Annotated in this window: 14 protein-coding genes; 5 read left to right on the forward strand and 9 right to left on the reverse strand. The window is 65.6% G+C overall.

The features are described 5' to 3' along the window. The 3 genes from ACREE8_RS24850 to pyk form a co-directional block, all read left to right on the forward strand. Window positions 1-373: DMT family transporter (locus tag ACREE8_RS24850; RefSeq protein WP_431575710.1), on the forward strand; the 373-nt coding region annotated here is incomplete at its 5' end. Between the two features lie 37 nt (window positions 374-410). Further along, the gene (locus ACREE8_RS24855; RefSeq protein ID WP_431575711.1) at window positions 411-1685 is read left to right on the forward strand and encodes a glycerate kinase type-2 family protein; all 1275 of its coding nucleotides are present in this window, start codon (window positions 411-413) and stop codon (window positions 1683-1685) included. 154 nt (window positions 1686-1839) lie between these two features. Then, window positions 1840-3258, forward strand: a complete 1419-nt coding sequence (pyk, locus tag ACREE8_RS24860; RefSeq protein WP_431575712.1) for a pyruvate kinase — start codon at window positions 1840-1842, stop codon at window positions 3256-3258. Window positions 3259-4180: 922 nt separating this feature from the next. Here pyk and ACREE8_RS24865 read toward each other — a convergent pair. After that, entirely contained in the window at window positions 4181-6517 is a 2337-nt protein-coding gene (locus tag ACREE8_RS24865; RefSeq protein ID WP_431575713.1) for an RHS repeat-associated core domain-containing protein, read from the reverse strand. Between the two features lie 346 nt (window positions 6518-6863). After that, entirely contained in the window at window positions 6864-7757 is an 894-nt protein-coding gene (gene rarD, locus ACREE8_RS24870; RefSeq protein WP_431575714.1) for an EamA family transporter RarD, read from the reverse strand. 201 nt (window positions 7758-7958) lie between these two features. Here rarD and ACREE8_RS24875 point away from each other — a divergent pair, with 201 nt between their 5' ends. After that, window positions 7959-10028 carry a molybdopterin-containing oxidoreductase family protein gene (locus tag ACREE8_RS24875; RefSeq protein ID WP_431575715.1) on the forward strand — a complete coding sequence of 690 codons (2070 nt, stop codon included), beginning with the start codon at window positions 7959-7961 and terminating at the stop codon, window positions 10026-10028. 20 nt (window positions 10029-10048) lie between these two features. Here ACREE8_RS24875 and ACREE8_RS24880 read toward each other — a convergent pair whose 3' ends face one another. Then, window positions 10049-10783 (reverse strand): hypothetical protein, encoded by a 735-nt coding sequence (locus tag ACREE8_RS24880; RefSeq protein ID WP_431575716.1) that lies wholly within the window; start codon window positions 10781-10783, stop codon window positions 10049-10051. Window positions 10784-10886: 103 nt separating this feature from the next. Continuing rightward, complete coding sequence (locus ACREE8_RS24885) at window positions 10887-11483, reverse strand: tetratricopeptide repeat protein (RefSeq protein WP_431575717.1); 597 nt, start codon at window positions 11481-11483, stop codon at window positions 10887-10889. Window positions 11484-11626: 143 nt separating this feature from the next. Between ACREE8_RS24885 and ACREE8_RS24890 the strand changes: the two genes are divergently transcribed. After that, complete coding sequence (locus tag ACREE8_RS24890; protein WP_431575718.1) at window positions 11627-12712, forward strand: M14 family metallopeptidase; 1086 nt, start codon at window positions 11627-11629, stop codon at window positions 12710-12712. A 116-nt stretch (window positions 12713-12828) separates the two neighbouring features. Here ACREE8_RS24890 and glcF read toward each other — a convergent pair whose 3' ends face one another. From glcF to ACREE8_RS24915, 5 genes are all read right to left on the reverse strand, one after another. Beyond that, entirely contained in the window at window positions 12829-14139 is a 1311-nt protein-coding gene (gene glcF / locus ACREE8_RS24895) for a glycolate oxidase subunit GlcF (RefSeq protein WP_431575719.1), read from the reverse strand. Between the two features lie 6 nt (window positions 14140-14145). Beyond that, window positions 14146-15387 (reverse strand): FAD-binding protein, encoded by a 1242-nt coding sequence (locus tag ACREE8_RS24900; protein WP_431575720.1) that lies wholly within the window; start codon window positions 15385-15387, stop codon window positions 14146-14148. Between the two features lie 6 nt (window positions 15388-15393). Continuing rightward, window positions 15394-16881: an FAD-linked oxidase C-terminal domain-containing protein gene (locus ACREE8_RS24905; protein ID WP_431575737.1), complete on the reverse strand. Its 1488-nt coding sequence runs from the start codon at window positions 16879-16881 to the stop codon at window positions 15394-15396. Window positions 16882-17044: 163 nt separating this feature from the next. Beyond that, window positions 17045-17170, reverse strand: coding sequence for a type B 50S ribosomal protein L36 (gene ykgO, locus ACREE8_RS24910; protein ID WP_151119403.1), 126 nt, complete (start codon window positions 17168-17170; stop codon window positions 17045-17047). A 156-nt stretch (window positions 17171-17326) separates the two neighbouring features. Further along, complete coding sequence (locus ACREE8_RS24915; protein ID WP_431575721.1) at window positions 17327-18292, reverse strand: SAM-dependent methyltransferase; 966 nt, start codon at window positions 18290-18292, stop codon at window positions 17327-17329. Window positions 18293-18378 lie beyond the last annotated feature (86 nt).

An 18378-nucleotide genomic window follows, 5' to 3' on the forward strand; every position in this document is an offset into this window, starting at 1 on the left:
CATCAAGACCGCGCGCGAGCGCTTCTCGACCGCGCAGGTCATGAGCTGGACCGCGATCTCGGGAACCGTGGTCATGCTGATCGCGGCCCTGGTCTCGCGCGAGAGCCTGATCCCGCCCAGCCTCGAAGGCTGGGCCATCCTGATCGGCCTTGCCTGGATCTCCCAGGTGGGCGGCCAGAGCATGATCGCCTGGTCGCTGCGCCATCTGCCCGTGGCCTTCTCCTCGGTCAGCATGCTGATCAATCCGGTGGCGACCTTCTTCTTCGCCTGGTTCCTGATCGGCGAGCGGCTGACGCCCTGGCAGATCCTGGCCGGCGTCGTCGTGCTGGCGGGCATTCTGATCGCCCGGCTTTACAGCGAACGCCGCGGCTGATTCTCTAGACAGGCACCAACCGTCGAGACCGCTCCCGATGTCTCAAGCCCCCCGCGATCTGCTGCTGAGCCTGTTCCGCGCCGCGCTGGCGGTGGCGGATCCGATGCAGGCCGTGCCGCCGCATCTCCCCGCCCCGCCCAAGGGCCGCACCATCGTGGTCGGCGCCGGCAAGGCCTCGGCGGCGATGGCGGCCGCGGTCGAGCGCCATTGGCAGGGCCCGCTCGAAGGGCTGGTGGTCACCCGCTACGGCCATGGCGCGCCCTGCCGGCAGATCGAGATCGTCGAGGCCTCGCATCCGGTGCCCGACGAACGCGGCCGCGACGCGGCGCGGCGCATCCTCGAGAAGGTCCAGGGCCTCACCGCCGACGATCTGGTGCTCTGCCTGATCTCGGGTGGCGGCTCGGCACTGCTGTCGCTGCCCGCACCCGACATCACGCTCGCCGACAAGCAGGCGATGAACAAGGCGCTGCTCAAATATGGCGTGACCATCGCCGAGATGAATTGCGTGCGCAAACATATGTCGGCGATCAAGGGCGGGCGGCTGGCCGCCGCGGCCTTTCCGGCGCAGGTCGTGACCCTGCTGATCTCCGACGTGCCCGGCGACGATCCCTCCGTGGTGGCGTCGGGCCCGACCGTGCCCGATCCCACCAGCTTCGCCGACGCGCTGGCGGTGATCGAGAAATACAAGATCACCGAGGCGCCCGCCGTCATCGACCGCTTCAGGCGCGGCCGCGACGAGACGCCCAAGCCGGGCGACCCGCGCTTCGCGCGCGCGCACACGATCATGATCGCGCGACCGCAGGATGCGCTCGAGGCGGCGGCCAAGGCCGCGCGCAACGCCGGCATCACGCCGCTCATCCTCGGCGATTCGATCGAGGGCGAGGCGCGCGACGTGGCGCTCGTCCATGCCGGCATCGCGCGCCAGGCCGCGCGCTACGGGCAGCCCGGCGAGCCGCCACTGGTCCTGCTCTCGGGCGGCGAGACCACGGTCACGGTCCGGGGCCAGGGACGCGGCGGGCGGAATGCCGAGTTTCTGCTGGCACTCGCGGTCGCCCTCGATGGCCATCCCGATATCCATGCCATCGCCTGCGATACCGACGGGATCGACGGCACCGAGGACAATGCCGGCGCGCTCATGGCCCCCGACAGCCTGGCCCGGGGCTGGGCGAAAGGCGTCAATGCCAAGGCCTTCCTCGCCAACAATGACGGTTACAGCTTCTTCGAGGCACTTGGCGACCTGGTCAAGACCGGTCCCACCCTCACCAATGTCAATGATTTCCGCGCCATCCTGATCGGGAAGCGGCTAGGGTAATGGCATTGCTCGCTGCCCCCGCCTGGGGGCGGCGCGGCCTCCCGGTTCGCTGATCTCCCTTGAAGGCCCCCGCTTGAAGGCCCCCCGCTTGAAGGCCCCCCTTGAACGCAAGGACGCTTTCAGCGGTAACAAAGCCGAAAGTAGAGTTGCGCGCATGAGACGTAACCGCCTGGCCAAGATCGTCGCCACCCTGGGGCCCTCCAGCTCGACCCGCGAGCAGCTTCTGGCCCTGTTCCATGCCGGCGTCGATGTGTTCCGGCTCAATCTCAGCCATGGCACGCATGAGGATCATCGCGCGCGCCATGCCGTGATCCGCGAGATCGAGCAGGATACCGGCCGCCCCATCAGCATCCTGGTGGATCTGCAGGGGCCGAAGCTGCGCATCGGTCCGCTGACTGGCGGCGAAGCGCAGATCGAACGCGGCCAGCCCTTCCGCCTCGATCTCGAGGACCGGCTGGGCGACAGCACGCGCGTGCGCCTGCCGCATCCCGAGGTGCTCGCCGCCCTGACACCCGGCGCCGATCTCTTGATCGACGACGGCCGGCTGAAGCTCAAGGTCGAGCGCACCGGCCAGGGCTATGCCGATACCACCGTCCTGCTTGGCGGGCGGCTCAAGGATCGCAAGGGCGTCAATCTGCCGGGCGTGCTGCTGCCGCTCTCGCCCTTGACCGAGAAGGACCGCAAGGATCTCGCTTTCGCGCTCGATCTCGGCGTCGACTGGATCGGCCTCTCCTTCGTGCAGCGGCCCGAGGACGTGGCCGAGGCGCGCCGCCTGGTGCAGGGCCGCGCCGCCATCATGGTCAAGCTCGAGAAGCCCTCGGCGATCGAGCGGCTCGAGGAATTGCTGGACCTCGCCGACGCGGCGATGGTCGCGCGTGGCGATCTCGGCGTCGAGATGCCGCCGGAGGACGTGCCCTCGATCCAGAAGCGCATCGTCGCGACCTGCCGCCTCAAGGGCAAGCCGGTGGTGGTCGCGACCCAGATGCTCGAATCGATGATCAGCGCGCCCGCACCCACCCGCGCCGAGGCCTCGGACTGCGCCACCGCCGTCTATGACGGCGCCGACGCGCTGATGCTGTCGGCCGAGACGGCATCGGGCAATTATCCGATCGAGGCGGTCTCGATCATGAACCGCATCATCGAGCGCGTCGAACGCGATCCGCTCTATCGCCGCATCCTGGCGGCCCAGCGCCCCGAGCCCGAAGCGACCGCCGCCGACGCCATCACCTATGCCGCGCAGCAGGTGGCCCACACAATCTCGGCCGCCGCGATCGTCACTTACACGACATCAGGTTCGACCACCTTCCGCGCCGCGCGCGAGCGCCCCGAGGTGCCGATCCTCTGCCTCACCTCGAAGCGCGAGACGGCCCGGCGCATGTCGCTGGTCTGGGGCACCCATTGCATGGAAACCGCCGAGATCCGCAGCTTCTCCGAGATGGTCGACAAGGCCTGCCGCATCGCGCTGACCGAAGGCTTCGCCAAGGCGGGCCAGCGGCTGGTGGTGACCGCGGGCGTTCCCTTCGGCACGCCGGGATCGACCAACGTGCTGCGCATCGCCTGGGTGGATGGATAGAGACGCGCTCTTCTCCTCTTTCCTCTCCACCCGCATAGCGGGGGAGAGGGCAGGGTGAGCGACTGTGGGCTCTGTCAAGATCATTTGGGTCTCCGTGATTGGTGATCCGAGGGGAGCCGGTGCCCGGGCGCGAGACCTCGCGCCACAACCTTGTATTCGGTGGGCCGCTGAGGACCCGAACCATGATGCAGCCATGCGCATCGGCAGCGAGGCTCCGACGTGGCGAGCCCATTCTCTCCCTCGGCATGGCAGCCATGGGATGCGGCGGGTCATCGCCACCTCGGATCGTGAAGCCCGCTCGGGCAGGAAGCTGCCCGCGGCGGGAATCCGAAGGAATATGGGTGAGCTCTCGATCATGGCGCGGGGTGCTCGCTCGCGTGATCCAGAACCATCCGAACCGCACGGGCCCGGACCTCGGGTGAAAACTTGTTCGTCGTCTTGCTTGTCATGGCTCCATCCTCTCAGGAGTTGGAGCCTCCGGCAAACCCGGCGCGGTTCACTGACGGGCTGGTAACTGAGTTTACTGCCTGCGGAATTTGGAAATACACCAGCACTACGCCGAATCTGATTCTTCGTACATAGATTTCATTCTCGCGATTCGCCACTCTCCGATAGAATTAAACAGCAGGGTCCTCGGCCATCTTGTGTCCATTTCCTTGCTGCTTGACCAGGTCAAGTGTACCTCCGCCACGCGACCATTTTCTCCGTTCTCCAAGGAGACGAGGACGTCGTCCTGATCGTCTCTCTTTGCAAGGACATGTCGAGGCAAGCCTGAAAGCACATGGCCTTCACAAATTTCCTTTTCGAGTTCCGCCTCTAAATTCAAGCGTTGCTGTTCATCGCTAACGCGGCGCCACGGTTCCAACCATTCTTCTGTCATTTCTAACCTCGCCATCGATTATGCGCATCCGATTCCACCCAGTCATGGAGCTCCAGTAAACGGCGAACCCATCGGATACGTTTCGCTGAACAGGGCGCCTTGGTTCTGTATCCTAAATGTCACGGCATCGCCCCATGTCGCTGGCACACCGAAGCGATTCGAGAATCTCCCTACCACATCACCGATTGGATCAGAAAAGTTCCTGATATTTGCAAGTACGTTGGTTCCAGTCTCCTGAGCTGCAAGGAGACGGGTGTTATCGAGCGACGTCAAGAGTTCGTCAGGCATACGAACGACATCAATAGCTTTACCTTGCCAACCCACTGATTCCATGGAGCTTGCTATTTCTGCCCAGTCGGAGCCCACACTTCTCTGGCTGTATCGTATCAGGCTCGCATCCAGAAGAGTGCCTTCTCCCGCACGTCCAAGCGCAGCGAAGGCACGCAGCCCCTGAAATAGAGCCGCACCGGGAACATCCCCAATCGACATCTGAAAGGCCGGATCACACAGAGCACCGCAGCCACTCAATCCGTTACCGATTTGAACTGGTATCGTCACGCCGAAATAATGGCTGGGAGATCCCAAGAAATCGGAGAACGAAGACACAAGACCTTGCCCCAGAGCACTCAGACTCCAGCTCCCAGAATTTGCCTGGACGCCATCCAGATAACCGAACCCGAAACCGGAACTCCCGACTGGAACCTCCGGAAGAGCCATATGCGTGTACTGCCAATAGCTGGGCAGGATGATGTTGATCTGGAAGGCGGGTGGTGCAGGAGTACCTGACATCAGCCCCGACGGATCGATCGCGCCAATCGGATTGCCCAACGCATATGCATAGCGATTGGGTCCAACGCTGGGCTGGCTAGGATCCGACGGATCAGCTTGGACGAACCGAGCTAGGACCGGGTCGTAATAACGGGCGTTGAGGTAGAGCAACCCGGTCTCGTCGTCGAGACGTTCACCGATGTAACTCTTGCTCTCGGCTACACCCGAAACTGACACTAGCCGCTCACCATAGGGTCGATAGTTCGCGCGCCAAGCAATGGCGCCGGTGTTACCGGTCTCGACCCGGAACGAGCTTAGATTGTCACGATGGACCCAGTCGGTGGTGCCAAGGCCGGCTCGTCTCGCGTCGCCCGGCAGATACTTGGTGGTAGTCGAGCCGGCGATCTCGATGTCGGCGCCCAGATAGATCGTGGTGGTGGCGCCATTGATCTTCTTCAGGCGCGCCCCGTCGGGGCCGTATACGAACTGAACGCTGTTGACCGAAATGAGACGGTTCTCGCCATCGTAGGTAAGCGTATCACCCGGCGCTGTCGTCATGCTGCCATTGGCGTCGTAGCCGTAGGCCCCCAGCGGAGTCGAGGTCACGGCGTGGGGCCTTGGCGATCCCGTCGCCGGATAAGTGTAGGTCCCGATCAGCGAGTTCGAGGTGAGATTGCCGACAGTATCGTAGGTAAAGGTCTGGGTCAGGGTTGGCGTGTTGGTATTGGTGGCGGTGAGCAGCCGATCCAGATTGTCGTAGCCGTAAGTCCAACTCTCCCCAGTCACGCTCGAGGTGGTGGTGCCGATGCGGCCCGTCGCGTTACGGGCGTAATTGATGTCCTGCAGAACGGTCGATCCAGCCAGCGCATCGATGTCCGTGAGCCAGCCGCGGGAGTCCTGGTAGGTATAAGTTGTCACCACGCCGTTGGCGCGGGTCAGGCTCGTGGTCTGGCCGCGGGCGTTATAGACCGTGGTCGTAACGAGCCCCGGCACGGATTTGAGGCGACCGGCGGCATCATAGAGAAGCGGGCTCGCGGCCGAGCCGGCGCTGTCGCCATCGGGATATAGCCGCCACAGCAACCGATCGCCGGCGTCGAAGCCCTGGGTGATGGTGTAAGTCGTGCTGCTCAGGACGTAGTCCTGCTTCGTCAGCCGGCCGGCCTGGTCGTAATTGTAGCGGATCGTCGCGGCGGCGTTGGCTGCCGTCGTAAGCTGGCCGACATTGTAGAAGCCGGCGCGCGCCTCGTCATAGGTGTCGGTCGTGGTTGCGGCCTGGGGGGTGCCATAGAGCACCGTCTTGGTCAGCATGCGTCCAAGACGATCATAGGTGAAGCGGGTGATTTGTCCCTTGGCGTCGGTCGACTGCATCAACCGGTTGGCATTGTCATATTGGTAGGCCCAACTGCCGAGATCGGGATCGGAAGTCGCTGTTTTCCGGTTCAGGGAATCATAAGTGTAGGTCCATTGGTTGCCGGCATTGTCCGTGATGCCGATCCGCCGGCCCAACAAATCGTACTGGTAGGAGACCGAGATGGTCGCCGCCCCGAGTGTACGGCTCTCGCGAATGGTCCGCCCGTAAGCATCGAGCTGAGTGGTGATCGGCCGGCCCAACTCGACTTGAGTTTACGACAAGCACAGCAAGTTCATCCTCTTCCATCTGGAGAAGGTCGATGCGCGTTTCGAAGTTGCACACACCTGGACGCCCACCCGGCGCGACGCTGGAGTTCCGGCAGCCGAAGAAGAAGTAGGTCCCCTCCCACTCCTTCATTCGTCTCTCGGGATTCGGAAGATGCACCCTCTCCGCGCGTCAGCGGGGAGAGATGCTATGGGGTGGGCGGCGAAGTGATGCACCCATTGGTGTTGCAAAACCAACCGATGGAGCGCGTCCCATAGCATCTCTCCCCCTCCTGAAGACGGGAGGGGGAGAGGAAAAATAAAGCGACGAGCGCTCTTTCCCTCACCGCCGCGCGCGTAGCGAGTCCACGCTGTAGATCGCGATCGCGGCCCAGACGCAGCCGAACGTCACCAGATGCGCCTGAGTGAAGGGCTCGCCATAGACGACGACCGCCAACAGCAGTTGCAAGGTGGGCGAGAGATACTGGCAGAAGCCCAGCGCCGCCAGGCGCAATCGCCTCGCGGCGGCCGCGAACAGCAGCAGCGGCACCGCGGTCACCGGTCCCGCCAGCATCAGCATGAAATCGAGATGGCTCGAGACCATGCCGAAGCTGCCGGCGCCGATGACCGCGAGATAGATCAGCAGCGCCAGCGCGAAGGGCAGCAGGAGGAGCGTCTCGACCATCAGCCCGTCGAGGCTCTCCGCCGCCACGATCTTGCGCAACAGCCCGTAGACACCGAAGGTCACCGCCAGGCTGAGCGCGAGCCAAGGGAACTGGCCATAGGCGAGGGCGAGATTGAGCACGCCGGCGCTGGCGAGGCCCACCGCCGCCCATTGCCAGGGTCGCAACCGCTCGCGCAGCACGAAGGTGCCCAGCAGCATGTTGACCAGCGGATTGATGTAATAGCCGAGGCCCGACTGGACGATCTGCGCGCTCGCCACCGCCCAGATATAGAGCGACCAGTTGGTGGCGAGGATCAGCGCCGTCAGCATCAGGATCGAGCGGGCGCGCCGGTTTCGCAGCACATCGGCCACATGCGGCCAGCGCCGCGCCAGGGCGACCAGAATGACGAGGAACGGCACCGACCAGACCACCCGGTGCGCCAGCACCTCGATCACCGGCACCGAGGCGACCGTCTTGAAATAGACCGGGTTGAGGCCCCAGAGACAGAAGCAGCCCAGCGCATAAAGGGCGCCGATCAGCGTCTTGCGCTCAGGATTTGGATCGCGGGTCATGAGGGATCAGGACGGGCCGGATGCTGGGGATGCGTGCGGCGCCTTGGAAAATCAGGCCAATCGCGAACCGCTTGGGAGGATGCCCGCGAGTCTAGTCGAGAAGCGCCCGCATGGCGAGGCGGCTTGCCGCCATGGCCCTTCAACCCCTAGACTCGTATTGCCGCCCAAAAAGACGGCGAAGCGGCAGGAGAGGGCCCTTCCATGGCCGGCGAAAAGACCATCATCCGCACCACCTGCCCGCGCGATTGCTACGACGCCTGCGGCATCGCGGTGGTGCGGCGGGGCGACCATGTGAAGGTGCTGGGCGATCCCGACCACCGGGTGAGCCGCGGTGCCCTCTGCGGCAAATGCGCGATCGCCTATAACGGCGCCTGGCGCGATCCCCGCCAGCGGGTGATGCAGCCGCTGAAGCGCGTCGGCCCCAAGGGCGAAGGCGAGTTCCAGGCGATCTCCTGGGCGGAAGCGCTCGAGATCGTCGCCGGCCGGCTCAAGGGCATCGTCGCCAAGAGCGGTCCCGAGCCGATCTTTCATTGCCACTACACCGGCACCTGCTCGCTGCTGGCGACGGCCTTCCCGATGCGCTTCTTCAACAAGCTCGGCGCCAGCGAGGTCGAGCCGGATTCGATCTGCAATCTCTCGGCCCATGTCGCCTTCGGCTATCTCTATGGGACCTCGGGCCTGGGCTTCGATCCGCGCATGGCCAAGGAGGCCGCCTGCATCATGCTCTGGGGCGCCAACCCGTCCCATTCGGCGCCGCATGCGCACAAGCATTGGCTCAAGGAAGCGCCGGGCCAGGTGATCGTGGTCGATCCCGTCCGTCATGCGACCGCGGCCGAGGCCGATCTCCATCTGCAGCCCTTCCCCGGCAGCGACGCAGCGCTGGCCTTCGCCATGCTGCATGTGATCCGGCGCGAGGGACTGCTCGATCGTGACTATCTCGCGCGCAACAGCATCGGCTGGGAAGAGATCGAGACGCAGCTCGATGCCTGCACGCCCGCCTGGGGCGAGGCGCAGAGCGGCGTGCCGGCCGCGCTGATCGAGCAGGCGGCGCGCATCTATGGGCGCGGGCCGTCGCTGCTCTGGCTGGGCCAGGGCCTTTGCCGCCAGCCGCTGGGCGGCAACATCTTCCGCGCCGTGGGCCTCCTGCCGCCGGCGACCGGCAATCTCGGCAAGCCCGGTGCCGGCTTCCTCTTCCTCAATGGCGGCGCCCGCAAGGGCGTCGATGGCGGGGATATCGAGGGAGCGGATTTGCGTACGCGTCCGCGCCATGCCGTCAGCCATATGGATCTTTGCGAGACGCTCGAGGCGCCCGACAAGATCCAGGCGCTGATCTGCTGGAACATCAATATCGCCGCCTCCAATCCGGACCAGGCGCGGCTGCATCGCGCGCTCAAGCGCGAGGATCTCTTCACGGTCGTCATCGATCTCTTCCGCACCGACAGCGCCGAGCTCGCCGATATCGTGCTGCCGGCGGCGAGCTTCCTCGAGTTCGACGACATCGTCTCCTCCTATTTCGACCTGACCCTGTCGGCGCAGGTTGGCGCGATCGCGCCCATGGGCGAGGCCTTGCCCAATCAGGAGATCTTCCGCCGCCTCGCGTCCGCGATGGGCTATAGCGAACCGGCGCTCACCGAGTCCGACGCGCCGATCCTCGATCGCATCGCCAAAGCCTGTGGCGTCGCCGGCGGCTTCGGCGAACTAAAAGCGAAAGCGACGGTCGACGTCTGGGAACAGCCCGTTTCGCAGTTCGCCGACGGCAAATTCCCGACCCCTTCCGGCAAGATTGAGATCGCCAGCCCGTCGGCCGCGGCCGACGGTCATCCGGCGGCTCCGCAGGCAACCGTCGATCCGCGACCGGCGGCCGGCCATTACCGCCTGCTGTCGCCCGCCTCGCCCTGGCTGATGAATTCGACCTACGGCAACGATCCGGCGATCCAGACGAAGATGGGGCCGGAGCGGATCACGATCCATCCGGAGGATGCGGCGCGGCTCGGGATCGAGACCGGCGATCGCGTGCGACTCGAGAACGAGACCGGGCGGCTGGAGATGAATGTCGAGGTGGCGGCGCTGATACCGCCCGGCGTGTTGCTGGGCTCGAAGAGCCGCTGGCCCAAGGCGCAAAGCGGAAGTCACGCCAACATCAACAGCCTCAATCCTGGCCAGAAGAGCGACATGGGCGAGAGCTCGGCGGTCCATGGCATCGAGGTCCGGCTGGTGCCGCTGGGTCGCGGCATGACGGCCTCGGTCAAGGCGGCGGTGCCGGCAAAGTGACGCCGGCGATCAGCGGAAATTCAGTTTGCTGAGTCCTGCTGGATCTCCAGCGAATCGATGCGGTGCTTGAACTCGTCGTTGCGGCTGGTGGCGCCGTCGCCGCTGACGATGGTGCCTTCGGTCAGCTTGGCCGGGTCGATGCCCATGGCCTTGAGCTTGGCCTTGGGCGGCAGGAACAGGTCATGTTCCTCGTCCAGCACGCGGATGACGATCAGCGTGTAATCCTTCTCGAACGCCACGCGCCGGATCGGGCCGCCGATATTGAGCGACGTGCTGTCGTCATAGGCATCGGCGGGTTCGGGGTCGTCGTTGTTGGCGCGTTTGATCGCATCGAGATTCATCCCGAAGATCGTGCCGGTGATGGCCCAGACCGAGCCCTCCTTGACGAAGTCGGTCTGCATCTCGACATGGGCGAGCTTGCCTTCGTCGTCGAGCATCTCGTTGACGGTATAGAGGCTGGCGGTGTGGGCGGCCTTGTCCTCGGTCACCTTCTGGACCGTGAAGCTCTTCGGCGCCGTCTTCTGCATCCAGTCCGACGCCATCTTGCGCTTGTCGGGATCGTCGCCGATCTCGCCGCGAAAGAGCTTCTGCTGCTCCTTGGCGAAGAAGCCGAGCGCCTTGTCGATGTCGCCCGCCTTCTGCGCGTCGTAATAGCCTTGAAGACGCTGGGTCAGGATCGTCTGCACGTCGGCGGCCTCCGCTCGAGGGGTGACACAGAACGCAATCAGGGCAAACGCGATCCAGAAAGGACGCATGATTCAACTCCAGAACAAGGCGCGGAGTGTGACATGCGTGGCGCGATCGCGGCAAGATTGAGCGGGGAATTCTTTCCGGGCGAATCGGGCGGCGGAACGCCGGCTAGATCGATTTATCCTGCAGCTGCTTGCGCAGCGTGTCGGCGTTCATGCGGGCCCCCTGCATCAGGGGATAGACCTCGAGCGCCCGCTCGAAGGCGTCGAGCGCCTGTTCGGTATGGTCGAGCTCGACCTGGACCAGGCCCAGCCCGGAGAGGGCGCCGAAATGGCGCGGCTCGAGCTCGAGCGTATGGCCGATCTCGTCCAACGAATCCCGATAATCGCCGGTCAGGTAGTGAACCGTCGCGAGCTTGTTCCAGCCTTCCGCGAAATCGGGCGCGATCTGCGTCACTTGCGTGAAGGCGTCGATCGCCATCTTGAAATCCGAGGCGGACATGGCGGCAACGCCGGTGTTCATCAGCTTCAGCACCTCGGGATTGTCGGAATGGAACCACAAGGTCCAGATCAACCCCTCGACCTGCTGCGCGGCACCGGGATCGGGCGCCTTCTTGAGCAGATCGAACAGTTCCGGCAGGCGCGGATCCTTCTGGTCCGCGAATGCCGCGCCGGGCGTCATCAGCGCGACCGCGACGAGCAACCCCAGGGCCACCACGCAACGCCGCAATGTCCTGAACCGGTTGGATAATGAACGGCTTGTCATGGTCGGGCGCCTCGTGAATCCGATCTCCCTGTCATTGAGTATGGCCCTCGACAGCCTCCGCTCCAACGGCGGCAAGAGCCCTTGCCGGGTCCGCACCGCTGGTCGAAAGTGGCGCCCACCCTGCCCCTTTCCGGAGACCGGTTTTGGCCGCATCGACTTACTTTTCAGTCCACTACGCCGAGGCGCGCGGCAAGTTCCTGGCCGCGGCGAAGGCCACCGGCGGCCGCTTGACCTCTCATCAAAATCCCGCGAGCGGGCCGGGCGGCGAAGCGCTCTTCACCGACATCGCGCGGTTCGGGCCCGAGCGGGCGGAGCGGATCCTGCTGATCAAGTCGGGAACCCACGGCGTCGAAGGGTTTCTGGGATCCGGCATCGAGGTCGGGCTGCTCGAGAGCGGTGTCCTGCGCAGGCTGCCTGACGGCGTCGGCGTCATCATGCTCCATGCGCTCAATCCCTTCGGCTTCGCCTGGCTGCGGCGCACCAACGAAAGCAACATCGATCTCAACCGGAATTTCGTCGATCACGCACGGCCCCATCCGCATAACCGCGCCTATGAGGAACTCAGGAATTTCATCTGCCCGCGTTCCTGGACGGCCGGGCAGCGCCAGGAAGCCGACGAGCGGCTCTATGCCTATGGCTCGCAGCATGGCGATGCGGCGCTGCAGGCCGCGATCACGGCGGGCCAGTACGTCCATGCCGAGGGCGTGTTCTATGGCGGCCTGGCACCGAGCTGGTCGAACCAGGTCCTGACCCGGCTCGCGGGCGAGATCGCGCACGAGGCGCGCCAGGTCGCGGTGATCGATCTCCATAGCGGGCTCGGACCCTATGGCTATGGCGAGATCATGAACGGCCATGCGCCGGGCCTGCCGGCCTTCGCGCGCATCGAGGACTGGTTCGGCGGCGAGGCGACCTCCTATGCCAGCGGCGATTCCTCATCCTCGGTCCTGACCGGCGACACGCTGACCGGCATCGAGCGCGCCATGCCCGGCATCACGCTCAGCGGCGTCACGCTCGAATATGGCACGCTGCCCTTGAAGGCGATGATCGACGCCGTGCGCGCCGACAACTGGCTCCATGTCCATGGCAAGCTCGATTCGCCCGAAGGCCGCGCCATCAAACAGGAAATCCGCGCCGCCTTTTATCCCGACCATGACGACTGGAAGAACGCGGCGTGGGAACGCGGGGAAGACGTCACGCGCCGGATGCTGAAGGGGTTGGCGGAGGAGTAACCGCCATTCTGTCTCCTCCCCCTTCAAGGGAGGATTAAGGAGGGGGCCGCCGCGCTGTCGATCGCGTCTACCCCTTCCTAGCCTTCCCCCGAGACGGGGGAAGGGACAAATTGCGTTTACGGCAACCCCGCCGGTTTCGGCCCGCCCGTGGCCCAATCCAGCAGCTCCACCGTGTGCAGCACGGGTTGGTTCCCGAAGCGGCCGATCTGGACCATGCAGCCGATATTGCCGGTGGCGACGATGGCGGCACCTGTGGCGGCCAGATGGCCGGCCTTGCGCTGGCCGAGCTGCGAGGCGATCTCGGGTTGGAGCAGATTGTAGGTGCCGGCCGAGCCGCAGCAGAGATGCCCTTCGGCCGGTTCCTTGACCGCGAAGCCCGCCGCCGACAGCAGGTCCACCGGCGGACGCTTCACTTTCTGGCCATGCTGCATCGAGCAGGCCGAGTGATAGGCGACATCGAGGCCCGGCTGATAGTCGGGTGCCGGCGCGCTCATATCGAGGCCGAGCTCGGCCATGAATTCGGTGATGTCGCGCGTGAGCGCGCTGATCGCGGCCGCGCGGTCCTTCCAGAGCGGGTCGGTCCGCAGCATGAAGCCGTAATCCTTGATCACCGTGCCGCAGCCCGATGCCGTGACAAGGATCGCGTCAAGCGGGCCCGCGGCGATCACGCGCTCCCAGGCGGCGATGTTCTGGCGCGCGCGCGCCAGCGCCTCCTCCTCCGCGCCCAGATGATGGGCGAGCGCCCCGCAGCAGCCCGATCCCGGTGACGGCACGAGCTCGACGCCATGGCGCGCCAGCAGCCGCTCGGTCGCGCGGTCGATCTCGGGCGCCATCGCCTGCTGCACGCAAGAGCCCAGCATGGCGACGCGTTTGCGCGCCACGCCGCCGGTCATCCGCGCGCGATCGAGGCTTGGCGCCGTCGCGGCCCGCGCCGGGCGCGGCCGGCGCGCCGGGATCATGTCGGCCAGCGCCTTGAACCGGCCGGGCAGACGCTGCAGCAAGGGCTTGAACAGGGCGCCCAGCACCAGGGCCGGCCCGAACAGATAAGGCTTCGGCAACAGCCAGCGCAGGCCCGCGCGCATCAGCCGGTCGCCGCGCGGACGCTCATAGGTCTCCTCGATATGGGCACGCGCGATGTCGACCAGATGCATGTAATGCACGCCCGACGGACAGGTCGTCATGCAGGAGAGGCAGGAGAGGCAGCGGTCGATATGGAGCGTCGTGTCCCGATCCGCCGGCTTGTCGTTCTCCAGCATGTCCTTGATGAGATAGATCCGGCCCCGCGGGCTGTCGAGCTCGTCGCCCAGCAGCACATAAGTGGGACAGGTGGCGAGGCAGAAGCCGCAATGGACGCAAGTCCGCAGAATCTTCTCAGCGGCCTCGTTGTCCGGATTGGCCAGTTGCGAGAGGGTGAAGTGGGTCTGCATCGATTCCTAACCCATCCGTCCGCGATTCAAGATGGCGAGCGGATCGAACGACGCCTTGACCCGCCGGCTCAAGGCCGCGAGCGCCGGCGCTTCCGGCTCGAACACCGGCACCGAACGGCGCACGGCGAGCTCGGCGCGGATCAAGGTCGCATGGCCCGCGGGCGCACCGTCCTGGCCTTGCAACGCGCCACGCACAAGGGCCGCATGGGCGTCGGGCGCGTGGGGCAGCGCCAGCCAGATGAGGCCGCCACCCCAATCATAGAGATGACGCGCACCCGGCCGCGCACTCTGGATCGCGGCCACGACGCGAGGCGCCTCGCTGGGCGCGACCGAGATCCGCCAGAGCGGCATGCGCGGATCGAGGCGTGAAGCGGCGAAACTGCTCACATCGCGGATCTCGCGCCAGAAGGTCGCGGATTCGGCAGGCTCGAGAATAAGCGTTTGAACGCCGAATTGCTGGAGCCAGGCCGCCAGCGCGCCGACCCGATAGCTGACCGAGGCGGGCGGGCCCTCGACGCGCAGCGCCGTGACACCACCGCCGGTCTCGGCCACGCGATCGACCGCGCTCAACCCCGCCTCGCCCGCCGGCAGATGCGCGGCACCGGAAATCTCATGCGGGCTGCCGAGCGCCACCGCCATCGCCTCGATCGCGCGCGCATCACCGAGCCCGACCAGCATCAGCGTGCGCGTCGTCTCGGGCGCCGGATGGACGCGCACCGTGATCTCGGTCATGGCGGCGAGCGTGCCATGCGAGCCCGCGAGTAATTTCGGCAGATCGTAGCCGGTGACGTTCTTGACCACGCGCCCGCCGGCCTTGAAGACCTCGCCCCGGCCCGATACCGCGGCGAATCCCAGGAAATGATCGCGCGCGGCGCCGGCCTTGAGACGGCGCGGACCGCCGAGATTGCAGGCGATGGCCCCACCGATGCTGCCGCTGCCGGCCGCCCCGCCATAGAGCGGCGCCAGGTCGGGCGGCTCGAAGGCGAGGATCTGGCCGCGCTGCGCGATCACCGCCTCGATCTCGGCGAGCGAAGTCCCCGCGCCGGCCTTGAGCACCAGCTCGTCGGGCTCATAGAGCTGGATACCGGCGAGCCGCGACATGTCGATCACGGCCTGCGCCTCGACCGGATGTCCCAGCTCGCGCTTGCTGCCGCGGCCCAGGATCTCGAGCGGAATCGCGCGCTCGGCCGCACCGGCCACGGCGGCGCGCAGCTCCTCGATGCTCAGGGGCCTGATCGTCTCGATCATGGGGAATCAGAATCGCGGCAGATCGGGATGGGGCAATTGGCCGGCATGGATATGCATCCGGCCCAGCTCGGCGCAGCGATGCAGCTCGGGGAAAACCTTGCCGGGATTGAGCAGGCCTCCCTCGTCGAAGGCGCATTTGAGGCGCTGCTGCTGGGCGAGATCGGCCTCGTTGAACATGACGCCCATGAGGTCGCGCTTCTCGACGCCGACCCCATGCTCGCCCGTGAGCACGCCGCCGACCTTGACGCAGAGCTTGAGGATGTCGGCGCCAAAGGCCTCCGCCCGCTCCAGCTCGCCCGGCTTGTTGGCGTCGTAGAGGATCAGAGGATGGAGATTGCCATCGCCTGCATGGAAGACATTGGCGCAGCGCAAGCCATAATGCTCCGACATGCGCCGCAGCTCGGTCAGCACGCGCGGCAGCTCGCGGCGCGGAATGGTGCCGTCCATGCAGTAATAATCGGGCGAGATGCGGCCCACGGCGGGGAAGGCCGCCTTGCGGCCGGCCCAGAAGCGCAGCCGCTCCTCCTCGGTCTGGCTGACGGAGATGGAGCTGGCACCGCGCTCGCGCGCGATCGCCTCGACCCGCGCCTTGAGCTCGTCGACCTCGGCCCGCGGCCCATCGAGCTCGATGATCAGCAGCGCCTCGCAATCGAGCGGGTAGCCGGCTTGGACGAAATCCTCGGCGGCATGGATCGCCAGCCGGTCCATCATCTCCATGCCCGCCGGAACGATGCCCGCGGCGATCACCGCCGAGACGCAATTGCCGGCCTGCTCGTTCGTGGGGAAGGCGACCAGCAGCGCACAGGCGGTCTCGGGGCGCGGCAGGATGCGCACCGTGACCTCGGTCACGACGCCGAGCAGCCCTTCCGAGCCGATCACCACGCCCAGGAGATCGTAGCAGGCCGCGTCCAGATGCTTGCCGCCGAGCCGGATCACGGTGCCGTCGATCAGCACCATCTCGACGCCCAACACATTGTTGGTGGTGAGGCCGTATTTGAGGCAGTGAACCCCGCCCGAATTCTCGGCGACATTGCCGCCGATGGTGCAGGCGATCTGGCTCGAGGGATCGGGCGCGTAATAGAAGCCGAGTGCCTTGACCGCGTCGCTGATGGCGAGATTGGTGACACCCGGCTGCACCACGGCGCAGCGATTGGCCGGATCGATATCGAGCACGCGGTTGAAGCGCGCCATGCCGAGCAGGATCCCGTCGGCCAGCGGCAAGGCACCGCCGCTGAGGCTGGTGCCGGCGCCACGCGGCACCACCTTGATCCCTTCGCGATGACAGAAAGCGAGAACCGCGGCGACCTCGGCCGTCGTGCGTGGCAGGGTCACCAGCAAGGGCAGCTGCCTGTAGGCGCTGAGCCCGTCGCTCTCATAGACGCGGCGCATCGATTCCTCGACCACGATCGCGTCCGCCGGCAAAATCTTGCCGAGCGCCGCCGCGATGTCGCGGCGACGGCGAATCGTGGCCTGATCGGGCTCCGGCATCTTCAGGGACATGAGGGGCGTTCCGCTTCTGACCGTACCCGGCACTCTGGCCTCAGCAGCGCTGTGCCGCAAGCCAGCCGGAATCGACAACGGCCGCTGATGCGGCCGTGCGAGTCAGTCCAAGATCGTGGAACCTGCGAGACCGGCGCCCCGGACGGAGCGCGGCGGATCAGCCCTGGCGGGCCTTGAACCGCGGGTTGGTCTTGTTGATGACATAGACGCGCCCCTTGCGCCGGACGATGCGGCAGTCCTTGTGGCGCTTCTTGGCCGACTTCAGCGAATTGACGACCTTCATGATGGCGGTCCTTGCTAGGCAACGTCTCGAGGTTTCAGGAGGCGCAATTCCGCTAGGTCCTTTCGGGCCTTCCGGTACCGCGCGAAGCGCCGGAACATAGTGGGGCCGCCGAGGCCTGTCAACCGTCGCGGGGTGCGGCGGTCGGTCGGCCCTAAACTACCAATCCGACAGCATTTTATCGACGCCGGTCTTGAAGGCATGGAAGCGGAAGAAACCGATATCGCCGCTGTCGATGGCGCCCACCCGGCGGGTCCAGAGGGCGACATGCTGGGTCAAGGGCTCGGCCATCCGCGGATCGCTTTTCAAGATCTCGGATTTGTCGAGCAGGTCGGCCAGGCATTTGATGACGTTGGTCCGCACCAGCTTGGTGATGTCCTCGCTGACCCGCAGATCCAGCCTGCGTTCCGCACAGGCGGTCTGGTATTTCTGGACGGTCCAGGGGTCGGCAGTCACCGGTTCGCCGGGCTGCCAGGCCATGTAGGTCGGCCGCATCTCGGTGGTTGAACCGGTGCGCACGAAGTCGGTGAAGAGCAGCTGGCCGCGGGGCTTCAGCGCCTTCTCCACGGTCTGGAGCATCCGGTTCTTGTCTTTGACCCCGTAGAAGATGTCGCGCGAGAAGATACAGTCATAGGCGCTTTCCTTCAGCTCCAGCATTTCGGGAGCGAAGACCGAGATGGGCGCCTTCTTCCCCAGGCCCGCCATGACCGAATATTCCATGGCGGCACGGGCCAATTCCGCATCCTCTTCAAAGCCGGTGATCCAGAGGCCGAACTCCTGGTGCAGGGCGCGGGTAAAGCCGCCCAGGCCGGCGCCCAGCTCGGCGACCGTCATGGTGGGGTCGAGGCCACAGGGCTTGGCCAGCCACAGGCAGAAATCCTTGTCGCCCGGCACGGCGCAGCCGGGACCCCAGATGGTCTGCAGCACCCTGATCCGCGGCGTCTCCCATTCGAAGGCAGGCTTCTTGTCGCTCTTGCCCCGGCGGACCGTGTCCTTTTGGCCGGGTGCCAGCTTGACCGTCTCGCTCGGCGCCACGTCGTCGAGATCCACGCCTTCCCACCACGCCTTGAAGCGCTGTTTGAAGGGGGGTCGGGAATCTCGGGCAACGGCGGCGGTGCTGGCCATTCTGGTGATCCTTCGGGAGTTCCTGTATCCCTCGGACCCGTTTAAACCGTGGTTAAGTTCGCCCTGCATTTGCAGCAATTTGGCGG

The organism is Hypericibacter sp. (genome assembly GCF_050729195.1).
Classification (GTDB): domain Bacteria; phylum Pseudomonadota; class Alphaproteobacteria; order Dongiales; family Dongiaceae; genus Hypericibacter.

What these genes read in the sequence shown, in the direction of transcription:
- ACREE8_RS24855 (WP_431575711.1), top strand. Translation starts at nt 411, where the DNA reads ATGTCTCAAGCCCCCCGCGATCTGCTGCTGAGCCTGTTCCGCGCCGCG.
- pyk (WP_431575712.1), top strand. Translation starts at nt 1,840, where the DNA reads ATGAGACGTAACCGCCTGGCCAAGATCGTCGCCACCCTGGGGCCCTCC.
- rarD (WP_431575714.1), bottom strand. Translation starts at nt 7,757, where the DNA reads ATGACCCGCGATCCAAATCCTGAGCGCAAGACGCTGATCGGCGCCCTT.
- ACREE8_RS24875 (WP_431575715.1), top strand. Translation starts at nt 7,959, where the DNA reads ATGGCCGGCGAAAAGACCATCATCCGCACCACCTGCCCGCGCGATTGC.
- ACREE8_RS24880 (WP_431575716.1), bottom strand. Translation starts at nt 10,783, where the DNA reads ATGCGTCCTTTCTGGATCGCGTTTGCCCTGATTGCGTTCTGTGTCACC.
- ACREE8_RS24885 (WP_431575717.1), bottom strand. Translation starts at nt 11,483, where the DNA reads ATGACAAGCCGTTCATTATCCAACCGGTTCAGGACATTGCGGCGTTGC.
- glcF (WP_431575719.1), bottom strand. Translation starts at nt 14,139, where the DNA reads ATGCAGACCCACTTCACCCTCTCGCAACTGGCCAATCCGGACAACGAG.
- ACREE8_RS24900 (WP_431575720.1), bottom strand. Translation starts at nt 15,387, where the DNA reads ATGATCGAGACGATCAGGCCCCTGAGCATCGAGGAGCTGCGCGCCGCC.
- ykgO (WP_151119403.1), bottom strand. Translation starts at nt 17,170, where the DNA reads ATGAAGGTCGTCAATTCGCTGAAGTCGGCCAAGAAGCGCCACAAGGAC.
- ACREE8_RS24915 (WP_431575721.1), bottom strand. Translation starts at nt 18,292, where the DNA reads ATGGCCAGCACCGCCGCCGTTGCCCGAGATTCCCGACCCCCCTTCAAA.